This window comes from Paenirhizobium daejeonense (assembly GCF_014280875.1).
GTDB lineage: Bacteria > Pseudomonadota > Alphaproteobacteria > Rhizobiales > Rhizobiaceae > Allorhizobium > Allorhizobium daejeonense.
The window spans coordinates 593,709-610,026 of the sequence record NZ_JACLAL010000002.1 but is presented as its reverse complement, the minus strand read 5'-3'; the positions used below and the strand labels follow the sequence as shown (position 1 = coordinate 610,026).

Below are 16,318 nucleotides of genomic sequence, written 5' to 3'. Positions count from 1 at the left end.
GAAAACCTGAGGCGGCTTTTTTGTATTCAGGCGCCTCGAACCGGGCCTTGAAAACGGAGAAGCAGAAGCATGGCGACGATCATTCGGGATGATGGCGGGGAAATCTACGAGACCCGCGGGGGGATCAAGGTAACCCGGCAGCGGAGGGCCACCCCCTATGCGGATGCCATCGGCAGCTATATCGACCGGCTCGACAGCCATCGTGGCGCGGTCTTCTCCTCCAACTACGAATATCCCGGCCGCTATACCCGTTGGGATACGGCCATAATCGATCCGCCGCTCGGCATTTCCTGCTTCGGCCGCAAGATGTGGATCGAGGCCTATAACGGGCGGGGCGAGGTGCTTCTGGGTTTCATAGCCGACAAGCTTAAGACCGTCTCCGACCTGACGCTCGGCGAGCGCACCACCCGGCGGCTCGATCTCGTGGTCAACGAACCCGACCGCGTCTTCACCGAGGAAGAGCGTTCCAAGATCCCGACCGTGTTCACGGCGCTGCGCGCGGTGGTCGATCTCTTCTATTCGGATGCGGATTCCTCCATCGGCCTGTTCGGCGCCTTCGGCTACGATCTCGCCTTCCAGTTCGACGCGATCAAGCTCTCGCTGGAGCGTCCGGAGGACCAGCGCGACATGGTGCTTTTCCTGCCCGACGAAATCCTCGTCGTCGACCACTATTCGGCCAAGGCCTGGATCGACCGCTACGACTTCGAAAAGGGCGGCGTGACCACGGACGGCAAGTCGGCGGACATTCCGGCCGAGCCCTTCCTGCATACCGACAAGATCCCGCCGCGCGGCGATCATCGTCCCGGCGAATATGCCGAACTCGTCGTCAAGGCGAAGGAAAGCTTCCGGCGTGGCGACCTGTTCGAAGTGGTTCCGGGACAGAAGTTCATGGAGCGCTGCGACAGCAAGCCTTCCGAGATCTCCAAGCGGCTGAAGGAAATCAATCCGTCGCCCTATTCCTTCTTCATCAACCTCGGAAACCAGGAATATCTGGTCGGGGCTTCGCCTGAAATGTTTGTGCGCGTGTCCGGCCGGCGCATCGAGACCTGCCCGATTTCGGGCACCATCAAGCGCGGTGACGATCCGATCGCGGATTCCGAACAGATCCTCAAATTGCTGAACTCCAAGAAGGACGAGTCCGAACTCACCATGTGCTCGGACGTCGACCGCAACGACAAGAGCCGTGTTTGCGAGCCGGGTTCGGTCAAGGTCATCGGCCGTCGCCAGATCGAGATGTATTCGCGCCTGATCCACACGGTCGACCACATCGAGGGACGCCTGCGCGATGGCATGGACGCTTTCGACGGCTTCCTGTCGCATGCCTGGGCGGTGACCGTCACGGGGGCGCCGAAGCTCTGGGCCATGCGTTTCGTCGAGGCGCATGAGAAGAGCCCGCGCGCATGGTATGGTGGCGCCATCGGCATGGTCGGCTTCAACGGCGACATGAATACGGGCCTGACGCTGCGCACCGTGCGCATCAAGGACGGCATTGCCGAAGTGCGCGCCGGTGCCACGCTCCTGAACGACAGCGATCCTCATGAGGAGGAGGCCGAGACCGAACTCAAGGCTTCCGCCATGGTCGCGGCGATCCGCGATGCCAAGGCCGGCAACGACACCAAGACCAAGCGGGGCGTCGCCAAGGTCGGGCAGGACGTCAAGATCCTGCTCGTCGACCACGAGGATTCCTTCGTGCATACGCTAGCCAACTATTTCCGCCAGACGGGCGCGACTGTTTCGACGGTCCGTAGCCCAGTGCCGGAAGAGGTGTTCGACCGGATGAAACCGGATCTCGTCGTGCTGTCACCCGGACCGGGCAATCCGAAGGATTTCGACTGCAAGGCAACGATCAAGAAGGCGCGGGCTCGCAATCTGCCGATCTTCGGCGTCTGCCTCGGCCTGCAGGCGCTTGCGGAGGCCTATGGCGGCGAGCTTCGCCATCTCGCAGTACCGATGCACGGCAAGCCGTCGCGCATCCGCGTTCTGGAGCCGGGCATCGTCTTTTCCGGGCTTGCCAAGGAAGTGACTGTCGGTCGTTACCACTCGATCTTCGCCGATCCGGCGACGCTCAACCGCGACTTCATGATCACCGCCGAAAGCGAAGACGGCACGATCATGGGTATCGAGCATACCAAGGAACCGGTCGCCGCCGTACAGTTCCACCCGGAATCGATCATGACGCTCGGCGGTGACGCCGGCATGAGGATGATCGAGAACGTGGTCGCGCATCTGGCGCGGCGTGTAAAGGAAAAGGCGGCCTGAGGGGGAGAGAGCCAGCCTTGAGCTGGCTCATCTCTATGTCGTCAACACGCTCCACGTCGTGCCAAACACTACCGCGATTGTGCCCACTGCATAGAGTGTTCGAAATATCCATTGGTTAAGGCGCTCGCTGAGTGTGATGCCGCCAAACGACTGAATGCTCCATCCTCGTATTGCCAACGTCGCCCAAAGTAGAATTGTGGTCCCCACGATAATAAAAGCGGCAGATAGTCCAGTCCGAGGACCGAGCAAGATTACGCAGATTTCGCCGGCGATGAAGCCAATGAAGACTGCACCGATGCACCAAGCTAGGGATTCAGCAAGGGCACGTCGGATTTGGGAAATCGGCGGATCAGTTGGTGTGCCGCTCTCCTGCTTATTCTGCAATTCAGAATCGGCTTTTTCTTCCTCTGCGAAGTCCGCAGGCCGGAGTACAGCGAGATAAATCAATCGCGCCTTCCGCAGAAAGCTGATGGGAGTTGGGTGGGTTGATGCCATTTTCCACTCCTGAAGGATTCGAAGAGGCTCTCATCGTTTGTTCCGACAATCAATCGGCGGCCTGATGGCGACGCCGGTATGCGGATGATCGAGAACGTGGTTGCGCATCTGGCGCGGCGGGCGAAGGAAAAGGCGGCCTGAGGCCGTTCACGCGTGGATTGCGGAGGCTGGGGTTCCGGCCTCCGTCATGCACCAGAGGCTTGCGGACATTTTCCGGCCGGCTTCTCAGCTATCCAAACCGATCGCCTTTTCGAAACTCTCCCATGTATCGTCCATGGCATAGACTGAGAGGAAGGGTAGGTTCAGATGGCCATAGAGCGGAGAAAGCTGCCACTCCGCCGTCTCTTCGTCGACGCCGGCAATCTGCTGCATGTACATCACCGAGGCGAGACCGGTGCGATCGGCTCCGGCGCTGCAGTGGATGAGGATCGGGCCCGGCGCATTGCGCATCAAGGCGATCAGTTCCCGACTTTGCTCGATCGTCAGCATGCGTCTGGCAGACATGTGGAAATCGACGATGCCGGCATTATGGGCACGTATCGTCTCCACTTCACGACGATACCATTCACTCTGGGGACTTTCGCCGCGCAGGTTAATGACTGTCTTGATGCCGTAGCGGTCGATGTAGGCGGCAAGTTTATCCGGTGAAAGCTGAGCGGAGCGATAGAACTTGCCTGCAATCACCTCGTGAAAATTGCCCGTGAGCTGCAATGCCCCAAGGTATCCACCGAGGCCCAACGCGAGTGCACCTGTGGCAACGCCGATCCGGCGGGCAATTATATGAAGCTTCATTCCGCCTTGTCCCGATCCACGTTTCTGTCATGACCTCTGGAGGCCCGGTAGCTGCGCATGCGGGCGTTTCTGTGACGAGCGCCATTTCCCGTTATAAAGTGGTATCGAAAAGCACTTCCTGTCGCAACAGGCGATCAGATAAGGGCGAATGGATTGACCGTGTAAGGCGGATGTCCTAATGAGCACCAGCTAAACCGTCCGCGCTCGTCGCGGGCGGTTTCGTCGTTTTGGCAATGCCTCGTGCTAATCGCTTGCAACTGCAAAGGAGAGATGGATGTCCGCCGAAAAGAATGGATTCGTCCAGCGGCTGGCCTTCTGGGGTATACCGCTGTCCTTCGGTGTCATGGGACTGAAACTGCTTGCCTGGTACGTGACAGGCTCGGTGGCTCTGCTTTCGGACGGTCTGGAATCCACCGTCAATGTGGTTGCTGCCTTCATCGCCTATTTTGTCATACGCTATGCGCAGAAACCTGCGGATGCCGATCATCCCTACGGGCACCACAAGGCGGAATATATCTCCGCGGTTCTGGAAGGTGTGCTGATCGTTGTGGCGGCGCTATTGATCGTCAATGAGGCGGTCGGACATCTGTCGGCGCCCGCGATGCCGGAAGCGCCGGTTCTGGGCCTTGCGATCAATGCTGTTGCTGCCATTATCAACGGTCTATGGGCCACGATGCTTATCCGTGTCGGCAAGTCGCATCGCTCCCCGGCGCTTTCTGCCGACGGGCAGCATATCCTTTCCGACGTGGTGACGTCGATTGGGGTACTCATCGGGCTGGTGCTTGCGCTTCTCACCGGTTACGCGATCCTCGACCCTGTCCTCGCCATTCTGGTTGCGATTAATATCATCTTCCAGGGATGGAAGGTGATATCGCACTCTGTCGACGGCCTGATGGACAAGGCCGTGGAACCGGCTGAGGAAGAGGCGATCAAGCATGCGATCGCCGCAAACTCTGCTGGTTCCCTCGGTGCCCATTACCTGCGCACACGCCGGGGCGGATCCGTAACCTTCGTTGCCTTCGATCTGGTGGTGCCGGCGAAGATGACCGTTCGCGAGGCCCATGTGATCTGCGACCGGCTTGAAATGGCCATCCATAATGCGCTACCGGGTGCGCGCGTTACTATTCACGTCGAGCCCGAAAACGAGATGCCGCACGGGGTCGGCGTCACCGTCCAGGAGCAAAATCCATGAGCAAGACCGATATCAGCGGACTGTCGCAGCTCGGAAGCAATGTCGAGGCGCCGACCAGTCCCGAGGCTGCTGTGCTGGAGCGGGTGCCGAACGGCAATGCCGGCACCGATTATGTCGTGCGTTTCACGGCACCGGAATTCACCTCGCTCTGCCCGATGACCGGGCAGCCGGATTTTGCCCATATCGTGATCGACTACATTCCCGGCGACTGGCTGGTGGAATCCAAGTCGCTGAAGCTTTTCCTGTTCTCGTTCCGCAATCACGGGGCGTTCCACGAGGACTGCTCGATCTACATTGCCAAGCGCATCGTCGAGTTGCTCGATCCCAAGTGGCTGAGGATCGGGGCCTACTGGTATCCGCGCGGCGGCATTCCGATCGATGTCTTCTGGCAGACGGGTGCTGCGCCGGAAGGCGTGTGGCTGCCGGAACAGGGCGTGGCCTCCTATCGCGGACGCGGCTGAGGCTCATTCATTACTTTAAGGGACGGCCGGTCTTGAAAGGCGAGTCGTTTCAGCGGTCTGGGAGTGGAAGCGGAGAAATTGATTCCGTCCCGCAGGCTTCGCTTCTTTTCCCGGAGACAAACAAAAACGGCGGCTCCGGGAGCCGCCGTTTTCATGTCCGGATGAGTTTCGATCAACCGAAGGCGATAGCCGCGCCGCCGAACACTGTGGCAACGCCGAGAAGGCGGGTTACCAGCGGGCCGAGGCGCGAAAGGGTGATGCCGAGGCCTACGCCTGCAACATGGAGCAGGGCGGTGGAAACCACGAAGCCGAGGCCGAATTGCAGCGCGCCGGCAGAGCCGAGTTCGCCGCCATGGGCATGGCCATGGAACAGGGCGAAGAGGCCGACGATGGCTGCGCAAGCCGCAACCGGCAGGCGGACGGCAGAAGCAACCAGCAAGCCGAGACCGATAACGGAAGCGAGGATGGCAGGCTCGACGAAGGGCAGGTTTACGCCGGCGACGGCGAGCGCGAAGCCGAGCGCCATGGTGCCGACGAAGGCGGCGGGAACGGCGATCAGCGCACGTCCGCCGATCTGCGAGGCCCAGAGGCCGACTGCGACCATGGCGAGAATGTGGTCCGCGCCGAACAGCGGGTGGGAAATGCCGGCCATGAAGGAGCCGTGCTCCTCGGGATTAAGATGAGCGAAAGCGGGGGCGGCTGCGGCCGCGAAAATGGCAGCGGTGAGTGAAAGGCGTTTGAACATGTTTGTCCCTCTTTTTGGTCGACACGGCGCCTGGAAGTCAGTCGCGCCGGCCTTCGTCTATATGTCATGCGAGAGACTAGCGTAAGGGTTTTGTGACTGTCCATGACAAAAGAGCTGCGTCGCACAATGGAGCTTGTTCGCTTCCGGCGCAGGCGGGATCGCGGCAAGGCAAGGCGCAGCCGGGATATCATCAAGTGAAACGAGAAAGCCCCATCTTGGGCGGGGCTTTCTTGTCCGGATTTTGAAGAAGCTTCTGGCGTTGCTTCAGCGTTGTGGATGAGCGTTGAGCACTTCTGCGCAGCGCGAGAAACTCAGTCCTTCACCATCCGTGTCGTTCGATGCGCGGATCGCGACGATTCGCTGGGAGGGGTCGGCGGTGATCTGCAGTTCGCAGAACAGTTCCTCGTAGCGCGGTGGTGAGATCATTTGCGGTTGTGGCTGATAGATGCCGGTTGTGGTCGTCCTGGTGACGGTGACGCCGGGTTTGGTTTCCTTGGTTTCGGTGCGGGTAGTGGTTTGGGCCGGCGTTGGTGTGGAATAGGTTGGCGCGATGTAGCGTGTCTTGTCTCCGCCGCGCCAGGTGTAGAGCACGTTGCCGCTTGCCATCGGAAACTCGGAGACAGGCGGACCATACTGGGTGAAGAAAACCTCCACCGGTTGACCGACCCATCGGGACTGGATCACGGTATTGGCTTCTTCCGTGGTGGTGCAGCCGGAAAGAATGATGGCGACGGCAGCAGCCGCGGCAAGGCGAAGTCTCATGTCTGATTACCCCTCTCAATCAGCGATACGATGGCGGTTCTGCTGTCTATGGTCGGACGCAGGCAAAGGCTTGGTGCACGCCGCCGACAAGGCGATGGCGCTGCGCCGAATGGGCGACACGTTAAGTATCTGGAAATCCGTGAGACAATAGGGGGGCGTCCATGCGCCCAGATTTGGCCGTGGAGAGTGGCTTGAAGATGCGGAAACCTGCGCAAGGGGTTCTTTCCGCTTGCTCCATGGAAAGCCCGTCCCATATTTAAGCGATGGACGAAAGTGTTCGGCCGCAAGACAGGAGGACAGAGCGTGTTCGCATTCGACAACAGCTATCAGCGGCTGCCGGAGCGTTTCTTTCGGGCTGTGAAGCCCGCGACTGTCCGGGCTCCCAGGCTGATCCGGTTCAATACGGAGTTGGCAAGCGAGCTTGGTCTGGACTTTTCCGATATCGGCGAGGCGCGGCTGGCCGAGATCTTCTCCGGCAATGACCTGCCGGAAGGGGCGGCGTCGCTTGCCATGGCCTATGCCGGGCACCAGTTCGGCAATTTCGTACCACAGCTCGGCGACGGACGGGCGATCCTCATCGGCGAGGTGGTGGACCGCAACGGCGTGCGCCGCGACATCCAGCTCAAAGGGGCAGGCGCCACGCCCTTTTCCCGCAATGGCGACGGGCGGGCGGCACTTGGTCCGGTGCTACGCGAATATATCGTTTCCGAGGCAATGCATGCGCTCGGTATTCCAACCACGCGCGCGCTTGCTGCCGTTCTGACCGGTGAGCCGGTGGTGCGCGAGACGCTGTTGCCGGGGGCCGTGCTGACGCGTGTTGCTGCAAGCCATATCCGCATTGGCACCTTCCAGTTCTTCGCTGTCCGGGGCGACGCAGACGGTCTTCGTATGCTCGCGGATCACGTGATCGCGCGGCATTATCCTGAGATCTCGACGGACGACGACAACCGTTATCTGGCGCTTTTGAATGCGGTTTCAGCCCGGCAGGCAGAGCTCGTGGCGCGCTGGCTCTCGGTCGGGTTCATCCATGGTGTGATGAATACCGACAACATGGCCGTCTCGGGTGAGACGATCGATTTCGGCCCTTGCGCCTTTCTCGACGAATACGATCCGCGCAAGGTCTTCTCCTCCATCGACCAGCGGGGCCGTTATGCCTATGCCAACCAGCCGGGCATCGCGCAATGGAATCTCGCGCGTTTCGCCGAGGCCTTGCTGCCGCTCTTTTCCGCGCGGGAAGATGAAAGCATCGAAGCGGCCAATGCCGCGCTGGTCGATTTCGGTCGTGTATTCCAGAGCCATTGGATCGATCTCTTCCGCCGGAAGATCGGCATTGCCGGCGAGGTGGAGGGAGATGTCGAGCTTGTGAACGGCCTGTTGTCGCTGATGCATGAGGGGGAGGCGGACTTCACGCTGACCTTCCGTGCTCTGGGCAAGGTTGCCGGCGGTGCCGATGACGAGGTTTTGCTTACCCAGTTCAAGGAGCGGTGGGGCGTCGCAGACTGGCTCGAACGCTGGCGGAAACGCCATGGCGGCCGGTTGACGCCGGCGGAACGGCAGGCATCGATGGAGGCAGTGAACCCCGCCGTCATCCCGCGCAACCATCGCATCGAAGAGGTGATCGCGGCGGGCATCGCCGGCGATTTCGAGCCTTTCGAGCAGATGCACGCAGCGTTGCAGCGACCTTATGCAGAGGATCCGGCCCGTGCAGATTATGCCTTGCCACCGATGCCGGCCGAGAAAGTGATGCGGACGTTCTGCGGCACGTAACGCCCGAGGCGTTCCCTCGCTGTCGATCCTCCGACATCCGACGTTCGAGCTGTGCCGCTGGCGGACCGATTTCGCGTCGGAAACTGGTCGTGCAGTATTTGTAGAATGTCGCATTAAGGACGCGATGACGCTTCCGGAAACCCTAAGATCGGCGCAAATCATCAATCAGGGTTTGTTCCTATGGCAGAGTTTCCGACAAAGGCTAAAGTCGTCATCATCGGGCTGGGCGGTATCGTGGGCGCGTCAGTCGCCCATCACCTTATCGAACGCGGCTGGGACGACATCGTCGGCATCGACAAGTCGGGTATTCCAACCGATATCGGTTCCACGGCGCATGCCTCCGACTTCTGTTTCATGACCAGCCACGACTTCCTGTCGGTCTGGACCTCGCTCTACTCGCTCGAATTCTACGAGAAGATGGGCCATTACGCCCGCATCGGCGGTATTGAAGTGGTTCGGGCCGGCGACGACAAGTGGATGGAAGAGGTCAAGCGCAAGGTGACCTCCGGCAAGGCCTTCGGTACGCGCGCCAGCATCATCAGTGCCAAGGAAGTCAAGGAAAAGTTCCCGCTGGTCGAGGAAGAGGTGGTCGCAGGCGGGCTTTGGGACCCGGATGCAGGCCTCGTCATTCCGCGTTCGCAGACGGTTGCCGGCAAGCTGGTCGATGCCGCCGAAAAGTCCGGCAAGCTGCAGATGTTCGGCAATACGCCGGCACAGTCGCTGATCGTCGAGAATGGCCGCATCAAGGGCGTCGTCACCCATCGCGGCACGATCATGGCGGATCACGTCATCGTCTGCGCCGGCTTGTGGGGCCGCATGATCGCGGGCATGGTCGGTGAAGACCTGCCGGTCATGCCGGTCGACCACGCGCTCACCTTCTTCGGTCCGTTCAACGAGTTCGAAGGCACCGGCAAGGAAATCGGCTATCCGCTGCTGCGCGATCAGGGCAACTCCGCCTACATGCGCGATACGGGCGACCCGAAGACCACCGAGGGCGGCCAGCTCGAATGGGGTTACTACAACACCGAAAACCCGCGCATGTGCCATCCGCGTGATCTGCTCGAGAAGGAACAGGCCCGCCTGTCGCCTTCGCAGCGTGACCTCGATCTCGAGGCAGACGGCCTGATGGAAGGCCTGGAGCGGGCCATCGAGCTTACGCCGATCCTCGGCGAACTCGGTTACAACGAGAGCCATTCGTTCAACGGCCTGCTGCAGGTATCCGCCGCCGGTGGCGCTTCCTGCGGCGAGAGCCAGAAGGTGCGCGGTCTCTGGTACTGCGTCGGCATCTGGGTCAAGGACGCTCCGGGCTACGGCAAGCTTCTGGCCGACTGGATCACCGACGGCCGCACCGAAGTCGACCATTCCTCGATCGATTTCGCCCGTTTCTATCCGCACCAGATGCAGGAAGACTTCATCCTCGGCCGTTGCTCCGAGGCTGCCTGCAAGATCTACTTCCCCGCCGTTCACCCGCGCGAACCCTATGCCACCGGCCGCAACATCAAACGCTCGCCCTTCTATGAGCGCGAAGTCGAACTTGGCGGCTACTTCATGGAGCTCGGCGGCTGGGAACGCGCCCATGGCTACAAGGCCAATGAACATCTCCTGGAGAAGTACGGCGACAAGGTGCCGGTTCGCGAGGCCGAGTGGGACAACCGTCACTTCTGGCGCGTTTCCAACGCCGAACATCTCGCCATGAGCGACGATTGCGGCATCGTCAACCTCTCGCATTTCCACATGGTGGACATTGAAGGTCCTGACCATGTCGAGCTGCTGGAATGGCTTTGCGCAGCCAAGGTCGGTGGCGACGCCAATATCGGCAAGGGCATCTATACCCACTTCCTCGACGACGAGGGCATGGTGCGCGCTGACTTCACCGTGTTCCGCATGGCGGACCGCTGCCGTCTGGTGAACGGTGCCGATGCCGGCCCGCGTGACTTCCACTATATGAAGCGCGTGGCCGAGGATCGCGGCCTCGATGTCACCATCACCGACGTGTCGGAAAAGTTCATCACCATCGGCATCTGGGGTCCGAATGCCCGCGAGACGCTGAAGAAGGTGGTTGCCGATCCGGCTGGCCTCGATGTGGAGAACTTCCCCTTCGCCGCCATCAAACCGATCGAGATCGCCGGCAAGTCCGTCTCTGCATTCCGCATCTCCTATGTCGGCGAGCAGGGCTGGGAATTGCACATGAAGTACGAGGACGGCCTCGCCGTCTGGGACGCACTGCGCGCCACCGGCGTGATGGCCTTCGGCGTCGAGACCTATGCCAACTCGCGCCGCATGGAAAAGAGCCTGCGCCTGCAGAATGCCGACCTTACGACCCAGTACAACCTGATCGAAGCCGATCTTGCCCGTCCGAAGGTCAAGGAGGCCGATTTCCGCGGCAAGGCCAAGCATCTGGAGTACAAGGCCCGGGCACAGCAGCCGGCCATGCTCTGCACGCTGGTGATGACGGAGAACACCGATGCCAACGGCGTGAAGCGTTATCCGGTCGGCGCAATGCCGGTTATCGATCCGGCAACGGGCAAGACGCTGGTCGACAGCCTCGGCCGCATCTCCTACACGACCTCGGTTGCCTATGGCCCCACCATCGGCAAGAACATTGCGCTCGCCTATCTGCCGCAGGAATACTGCCAGGTCGGCCGCAAGCTGAACGTCGAATACTTCTGCGAGACCTATCCGGTCGAAGTCGTCGCCGTCGGCTACAAGCCGCTCTACGACCCCGAAAACCTGAAGCCGCGCAGCTAAGGCTCAAGGGTCGGATTGCAAAGGCGGAATGCATTTATGACCTGTCGGCTGAAAGGCCGGCGGGTTTTCTCTTCTTATGGGACGCAAGTGGGGCGAACCTACTGCACCATCCGCGCAACCGGGGCGAATTTGCTGAGGCCAAGCCAGTCCTGCATGTTGCGGGCGATGGAGGGGTCGCCCTCGATGCTGAGATCGCCGTTTTCGGTTTCCCGGCGAACGGTGGTCAGGCCCATCCATATGGCTGTCATCGAGCGCAGAGAACTTCTCACGAGCAGGTCGAGTTCGTAACCCGGATCGAAATTGCAGACATCGGTCGCGCCGTTTTCGATGAGCAGCCACCAGCTTTTCTGGGTGGCCGTAAGCTCAGGGTACAGAAACTGTATCGTGCAGCGGCGGCGGGGCAGGTGGCTCAGGTCCAGATTGCGGCGCATGTCCCACATCAGCAGCGACGGGTCGAGGTTCTTCAGGGAGAGCCGGGATTCGATCCATCGCTGCGCCCATATGCCGAGACCCATGATAAGGGGGCGTAATTCCTCGCCCGATGCTGAAAGGCGGTATTCCGTGGTGCCGTTGGGCAGGCGGTCGATGACGATGACACCTGCCTGTTCCAGCTCCTTCAGCCGCTTGGAGAGCAGGGTCGGGGACATTTTCGGCACACCCTTTCGCAACTCGTTGAAATGAGTCGATCCGCACAGAAGTTCGCGGACGACGAGTGTCATCCAGCGGGAACAGAGAATTTCCGAAGCCATCGACACCGGGCAGAACTGCCCATACCCGCCATGATCGTTCATGTGGGGCCCTCCTGTGGTCGTGCCATGGATCACAATAATCAAAAACGGCGCTGCTGCCAATCATCCGGGTTCTCCGGCGGCCCTTCAGGGAAATCGAGGAGGTACATTTCCTGAACTGGATAAAGCCGGGCAGGGCGCGCAGACTCCTCATCGTTGCAAGTCAATGGGAGGAAAGAGACATGCACGGCATGGCTGAAACGGTATCGGCGAGAGACGCCGGCACCGACACTGAAATGAGCATTACCGAGATTGCGCGGCGGCTTGCGCCGGTTCTGGCGGAGCGCGCGGCCTCACATGATGAGAACGACCGCTTCGTCGGCGAGAACTATGCGCTTCTCAAGGAGGCCGGACTGGTCGAGGCCGGTGTGCCGGTTGAACTGGGAGGACGTGGAGCCGAGGTTCGGGAACTTGCGGATATGTTGCGCATCCTCGCGCATTCCTGCGGTTCGACAGCTCTCGCCTTTTCCATGCACACCCATCAGGTGGCGATCCCGGCTTGGCGCTGGCGTCATCAGAAGGTTTCCGTGGTCGAGCCGCTTCTGCGGCGGGTGGCGGCGGAACGCTTGATCCTGCTCTCCAGCGGCGGTTCCGACTGGATCGGCGGTTCGGGGCGGGCTGAGCGGGTCGAGGGCGGATACCGTGTCACGGCACGCAAGGTGTTCACCTCCGGTGCCGAGGCTGGTGCGGTATTGATGACCGGGGCGATCCACGAGGCGGAGGACGGGTCGCGTTCCGTCATCCATTTCGGCGCGCCGATGAAGGCGCCGGAAGTCAAGATCGAGAACACATGGCGCAGCCTCGGCATGCGCGGCACGGGATCGAATGACGTCTCCATCGAGAACCTGTTCATCCCCGATGCCAACGTCGCGTTTTCCCGCAAGGCGGGAGAGTGGCATCCGGTCTTCCAGATCATCTCCACCATCGCTTTTCCGCTGATCTACGCCGTCTATCTTGGCGTTGCCGAAAGCGCGCGGGATATCGCAATGGACATGGCAAGGAAACGGCCGCAGAGTGATTGCGTCACCGAACTTGCCGGCCAGGTCGACACAGCACTGAGGGCTGCGCAGATCGCGCATCGTTTCATGCTGGATGTCGTCGATCGGAACGCGCCATCTGCCGATACGGTGAACGAGATCATGATTGGCCGCTCGCTGGTGGCGCAATACGCGATCAAGGCGACGGAACTTGCGATGGAGCTTGCCGGCGGGGCATCCTTCTACCGGGCAAACGGGCTGGAACGGCGTTTCCGCGACGTGCAGGGTGCCCGGTTCCATCCGCTGCAGACGGGGTCGCAGGCTCGCTACGCAGGCGCGATGGCGCTCGGCCAACAGGTCGACCGGATCTTTTGACGTATAGCCGATAAAGCTGGGGCGGAGGCCGGTCGTTATGCCGGTCACTCCGCCCCATCACGGGCTTTTTCAGCCCACCCTTCTCCCCGCAGAGAAGGTCAATACGTTTTCAATCTTCCGCGCCAGCGGCACGGAGAACTTCGGTTTAATCGATCAGCCGACCCGCGCCAGCTTGGTGGCTTCCGGGTCGTAGACGTGGCCGAAGCGGTTCGCGAGGAAATCGGAGAAGGCGATTTCTTCCTGACGAACGAAGCCCTTGGCCGGCAGCTTGCCATCGGCGAGCAGGTCGAGGACCGTGCAGATGCCGGCGGCGGTGGTGATCTGGATGGCGCTCATCAAGCGACCGCCGATAACGCCGGAATAGACCTTGTTGGCATAGGTTTCCTGCATGAAGCGGCCGTTCTTCGTGCCGCAGACGGTGACGAAGACAACGACGACGTCCTGCATGGTTGCGGGCAGGGCGTTTTCGAACAGGTCCTTCAGCACATCGCGACGGTTCTTGAGGTTCAGGTCGTTCAGCAGCGCCTTCACGATGGCCTGGTGGCCCGGATAGCGGATGGTGCGGTAGTTCATCGTGCGCACCCGGCCTTCCAGCGTCTTGCACAGCGTGCCGAGGCCGCCCGACGTGTTGAAAGCTTCGTAGGTCACGCCGTCAAGGGAGAATTCCTCGCGTTCTTCCATGGCCGGAACAGTGATGAGGCGACCTTCGACGATGGCTTCGCAGGGCTCGATGTATTCGTTGATCAGGCCATCGGTGCTCCAGGTCAGATTGTAGTTGAGAGCGTTGGACGGGTACTGCGGCAGCGCGCCGACGCGCATGCGAACGCTGTCGAGGCTGTCGAAATTCTTTGCCAGATCATGAGCAACAATGGAGATGAAGCCCGGAGCGAGGCCGCACTGGGGAATGAAAGCGCTGTTTGCGCCGGCAGACAGGGCTTCCACCTTGCGGGTGGTGGCGACGTCTTCGGTGAGGTCGAGATAATGCGTGCCGGTGCGGGCGGCGGCTTCGGCGATTGCGCCCGTCAGGTGGAACGGGGCGGCCGAGAGAACTGCGAAACGGCCCTTGAGCAGCGCGTCCAGCGCGGCGGCGTCGGCAATGTCGACGACGGCGGTCGTGATCGCCGGATGGGCTTCGATGGCGGCCAGCTGCGCTTCGCTCCTGTCAGCGACGGTAACGCGGTAATCGCCGCTTGCCGCCAGCATCAGGGCGATCGCTCCACCGATCTTGCCCGCACCCATGACCACGATATCTTTCATAATATGACCCTCTTGAAATTTGTCAGATGTGAACAGGATGCCGTGGTGTCTGGTCGATTCATAGTGGCGAAAAGCGCTATTCGTGGTATGAAAATGGTCTAATTGCCGAATGGATTTGTCACAATGCAACTGACCGACAAGGACCGCGAACTGATTTCCCTGCTCGGGGAGAATGCCCGCATGCCGGTCGCTACCCTCGCGCGGCGACTGGGGTTGTCGCGCACCACGGTGCAGGCGCGGCTGGAACGGCTGGAGGAAGGGCAGGTCATCACCGGCTACGGGGTCAGGCTGTCGGACAGCTATGTCCGGGACCTGATCCGGGCGCATGTGCTGATTACTATCGCACCGAAGTCGCTTTCGGCCGTTACCAACGAGCTTGCGGCGATCCGCGAGGTGACGGCGCTGCATTCGGTCAACGGTTCCTATGACCTGATCGCCATCATCGCCTCTCCGTCCATTGCGGAACTCGACCGGCTGATCGACCGCATCGGCGAACTCGCCGGTGTCGAGCGGACGCTATCCTCCATCATCCTGTCGACGCGCATCTCGCGTTAGGGTCCAAACTTAAGCATGATAGGTGTGGCGAATGCGTTTTGCGCCGAAGCCTGTGGGGCACGGCGCTAACGGGCTGTTCACCGGTTCCGTGCCTTGTCTTTTTCCCGCATTGTTTTAGGACATGAGTCGCACTATGTGCGGGAGAACGAAGCCCAAGTGGAGATGATCCGTATGAACGAAGACGAAGACGACAAGAGCAAGGAACTGCCGCTCGGCAAGGAAACGGAAGCGAATCTTTTCAAGTCGCGTTCGATCTTCATTTTTGGCGGGATCACACAGGAACTGGCGCAGAAGGTCTGCACCCAGCTCGTGGCTTTGGCTGCTGCCAGCGACGAAGACATTCGCGTCTACGTCAGCTCGCCGGGCGGTCATGTGGAATCGGGTGACGCGATCCACGACATGATCAAGTTCATCAAGCCGAAGGTGTGGATCATTGCGACGGGCTGGGCTGCGTCCGCCGGTTCGCTGATCTTCGTGTCGGTTCCGAAGGAACAGCGCCTTTGCCTGCCGAACACGCGCTTCCTGATGCACCAGCCCTCTGGCGGCACCCGCGGTATGGCATCCGATATCGAGATCCAGGCCCGCGAAATCATCAAGATGAACCAGCGCCTGATCAAGATCTATTCCAAGGCCACCGGCCAGACAGAAGAGAAGATCGCCAAGGATATCGACCGTGACTACTGGCTGTCGGCTGAAGAAGCCGTTGCCTACGGTCTCGCCGGCAGGATCATCGAAAGCCAGTCCGACATCGGCTGATCGCTTTCGGTCTGAAGTTTATGGAGACCCCCGCCGGAGCGATCCGGCGGGGTTTTTGGTTTGGAAGTGGGGCGTGCCATGGGCCGAGGCCCTGGAGTGTTTGGGTCGTATGCATCTTTCGGCTGTTTCGATCCATGAGATCGAAAAGGGCATCCGCCTTCTCGATGCCAAAGCGGTGACGCGGAAGGCGCGCGCCCTTGAGGGTTGGTTGCGAACGCTCCGTGACACGACTCGGGAGTTTCATTCTCCCAGTGGACGCTGAGGTGGTGAGGGTTTTGGGAGTTCTCGAAGCGAAGGCCATCGCGGACAGCGCGAGGCCGGGTGCGTCGGATGCGATGATTGCCGGGACGGCGGTATATCACGGCTGACCGTGGTAACGCGGAATCTAC

The 16,318-nt window shown here is 60.7% G+C and carries 14 protein-coding genes; 8 read left to right on the top strand and 6 right to left on the bottom strand.

What is annotated here, in order from left to right; translation table 11 throughout:
* Positions 1 to 69 precede the first annotated feature (69 nt).
* Entirely contained in the window at positions 70 to 2,259 is a 2,190-nt protein-coding gene (locus H4I99_RS06435) for an anthranilate synthase (RefSeq protein ID WP_163900217.1), read from the top strand.
* A gap of 33 nt (positions 2,260 to 2,292) precedes the next feature.
* Here H4I99_RS06435 and H4I99_RS06430 read toward each other — a convergent pair whose 3' ends face one another.
* Positions 2,293 to 2,754 (bottom strand): hypothetical protein, encoded by a 462-nt coding sequence (locus H4I99_RS06430; protein WP_163900215.1) that lies wholly within the window; start codon positions 2,752 to 2,754, stop codon positions 2,293 to 2,295.
* Positions 2,755 to 2,979: 225 nt separating this feature from the next.
* Positions 2,980 to 3,546, bottom strand: a complete 567-nt coding sequence (locus H4I99_RS06425; RefSeq protein ID WP_163900213.1) for a dual specificity protein phosphatase family protein — start codon at positions 3,544 to 3,546, stop codon at positions 2,980 to 2,982.
* 274 nt (positions 3,547 to 3,820) lie between these two features.
* Between H4I99_RS06425 and H4I99_RS06420 the strand changes: the two genes are divergently transcribed.
* Positions 3,821 to 4,738: a cation diffusion facilitator family transporter gene (locus H4I99_RS06420; protein ID WP_163900211.1), complete on the top strand. Its 918-nt coding sequence runs from the start codon at positions 3,821 to 3,823 to the stop codon at positions 4,736 to 4,738.
* Complete coding sequence (gene queF, locus H4I99_RS06415; RefSeq protein ID WP_163900209.1) at positions 4,735 to 5,199, top strand: preQ(1) synthase; 465 nt, start codon at positions 4,735 to 4,737, stop codon at positions 5,197 to 5,199. Before H4I99_RS06420 ends, queF begins: the two co-directional genes overlap by 4 nt.
* Positions 5,200 to 5,371: 172 nt before the next feature.
* Here queF and H4I99_RS06410 read toward each other — a convergent pair whose 3' ends face one another.
* Together H4I99_RS06410 and H4I99_RS06405 are read right to left on the bottom strand one after the other, a co-directional pair.
* Entirely contained in the window at positions 5,372 to 5,944 is a 573-nt protein-coding gene (locus H4I99_RS06410) for a HupE/UreJ family protein (protein ID WP_163900207.1), read from the bottom strand.
* Positions 5,945 to 6,208: 264 nt separating this feature from the next.
* Entirely contained in the window at positions 6,209 to 6,706 is a 498-nt protein-coding gene (locus H4I99_RS06405) for a hypothetical protein (protein ID WP_163900205.1), read from the bottom strand.
* Positions 6,707 to 7,009: 303 nt separating this feature from the next.
* On the opposite strand from H4I99_RS06405, the gene H4I99_RS06400 reads away from it, so the two are divergent.
* Together H4I99_RS06400 and H4I99_RS06395 are read left to right on the top strand one after the other, a co-directional pair.
* On the top strand, positions 7,010 to 8,473 hold the full coding sequence (locus H4I99_RS06400; RefSeq protein WP_163900203.1) for a protein adenylyltransferase SelO: 1,464 nt from the start codon (positions 7,010 to 7,012) through the stop codon (positions 8,471 to 8,473).
* A gap of 180 nt (positions 8,474 to 8,653) precedes the next feature.
* The gene (locus tag H4I99_RS06395; RefSeq protein WP_163900201.1) at positions 8,654 to 11,221 is read left to right on the top strand and encodes a GcvT family protein; all 2,568 of its coding nucleotides are present in this window, start codon (positions 8,654 to 8,656) and stop codon (positions 11,219 to 11,221) included.
* Positions 11,222 to 11,319: 98 nt separating this feature from the next.
* Here the strand turns inward: H4I99_RS06395 and H4I99_RS06390 are convergent, their stop codons facing one another.
* Entirely contained in the window at positions 11,320 to 12,012 is a 693-nt protein-coding gene (locus H4I99_RS06390) for a winged helix-turn-helix transcriptional regulator (RefSeq protein WP_163900199.1), read from the bottom strand.
* A 233-nt stretch (positions 12,013 to 12,245) separates the two neighbouring features.
* Between H4I99_RS06390 and H4I99_RS06385 the strand changes: the two genes are divergently transcribed.
* Positions 12,246 to 13,361, top strand: coding sequence for an acyl-CoA dehydrogenase family protein (locus H4I99_RS06385; RefSeq protein ID WP_163905765.1), 1,116 nt, complete (start codon positions 12,246 to 12,248; stop codon positions 13,359 to 13,361).
* 153 nt (positions 13,362 to 13,514) lie between these two features.
* On the opposite strand, the gene H4I99_RS06380 is transcribed toward H4I99_RS06385, so the two are convergent.
* The gene (locus tag H4I99_RS06380; RefSeq protein WP_163900198.1) at positions 13,515 to 14,618 is read right to left on the bottom strand and encodes a saccharopine dehydrogenase family protein; all 1,104 of its coding nucleotides are present in this window, start codon (positions 14,616 to 14,618) and stop codon (positions 13,515 to 13,517) included.
* 123 nt (positions 14,619 to 14,741) lie between these two features.
* Here H4I99_RS06380 and H4I99_RS06375 point away from each other — a divergent pair, with 123 nt between their 5' ends.
* Together H4I99_RS06375 and H4I99_RS06370 are read left to right on the top strand one after the other, a co-directional pair.
* Positions 14,742 to 15,173, top strand: a complete 432-nt coding sequence (locus H4I99_RS06375) for an Lrp/AsnC family transcriptional regulator (protein ID WP_163900195.1) — start codon at positions 14,742 to 14,744, stop codon at positions 15,171 to 15,173.
* 171 nt (positions 15,174 to 15,344) lie between these two features.
* Entirely contained in the window at positions 15,345 to 15,929 is a 585-nt protein-coding gene (locus H4I99_RS06370) for an ATP-dependent Clp protease proteolytic subunit (RefSeq protein WP_163900194.1), read from the top strand.
* The last annotated feature ends 389 nt before the right edge of the window (positions 15,930 to 16,318 follow it).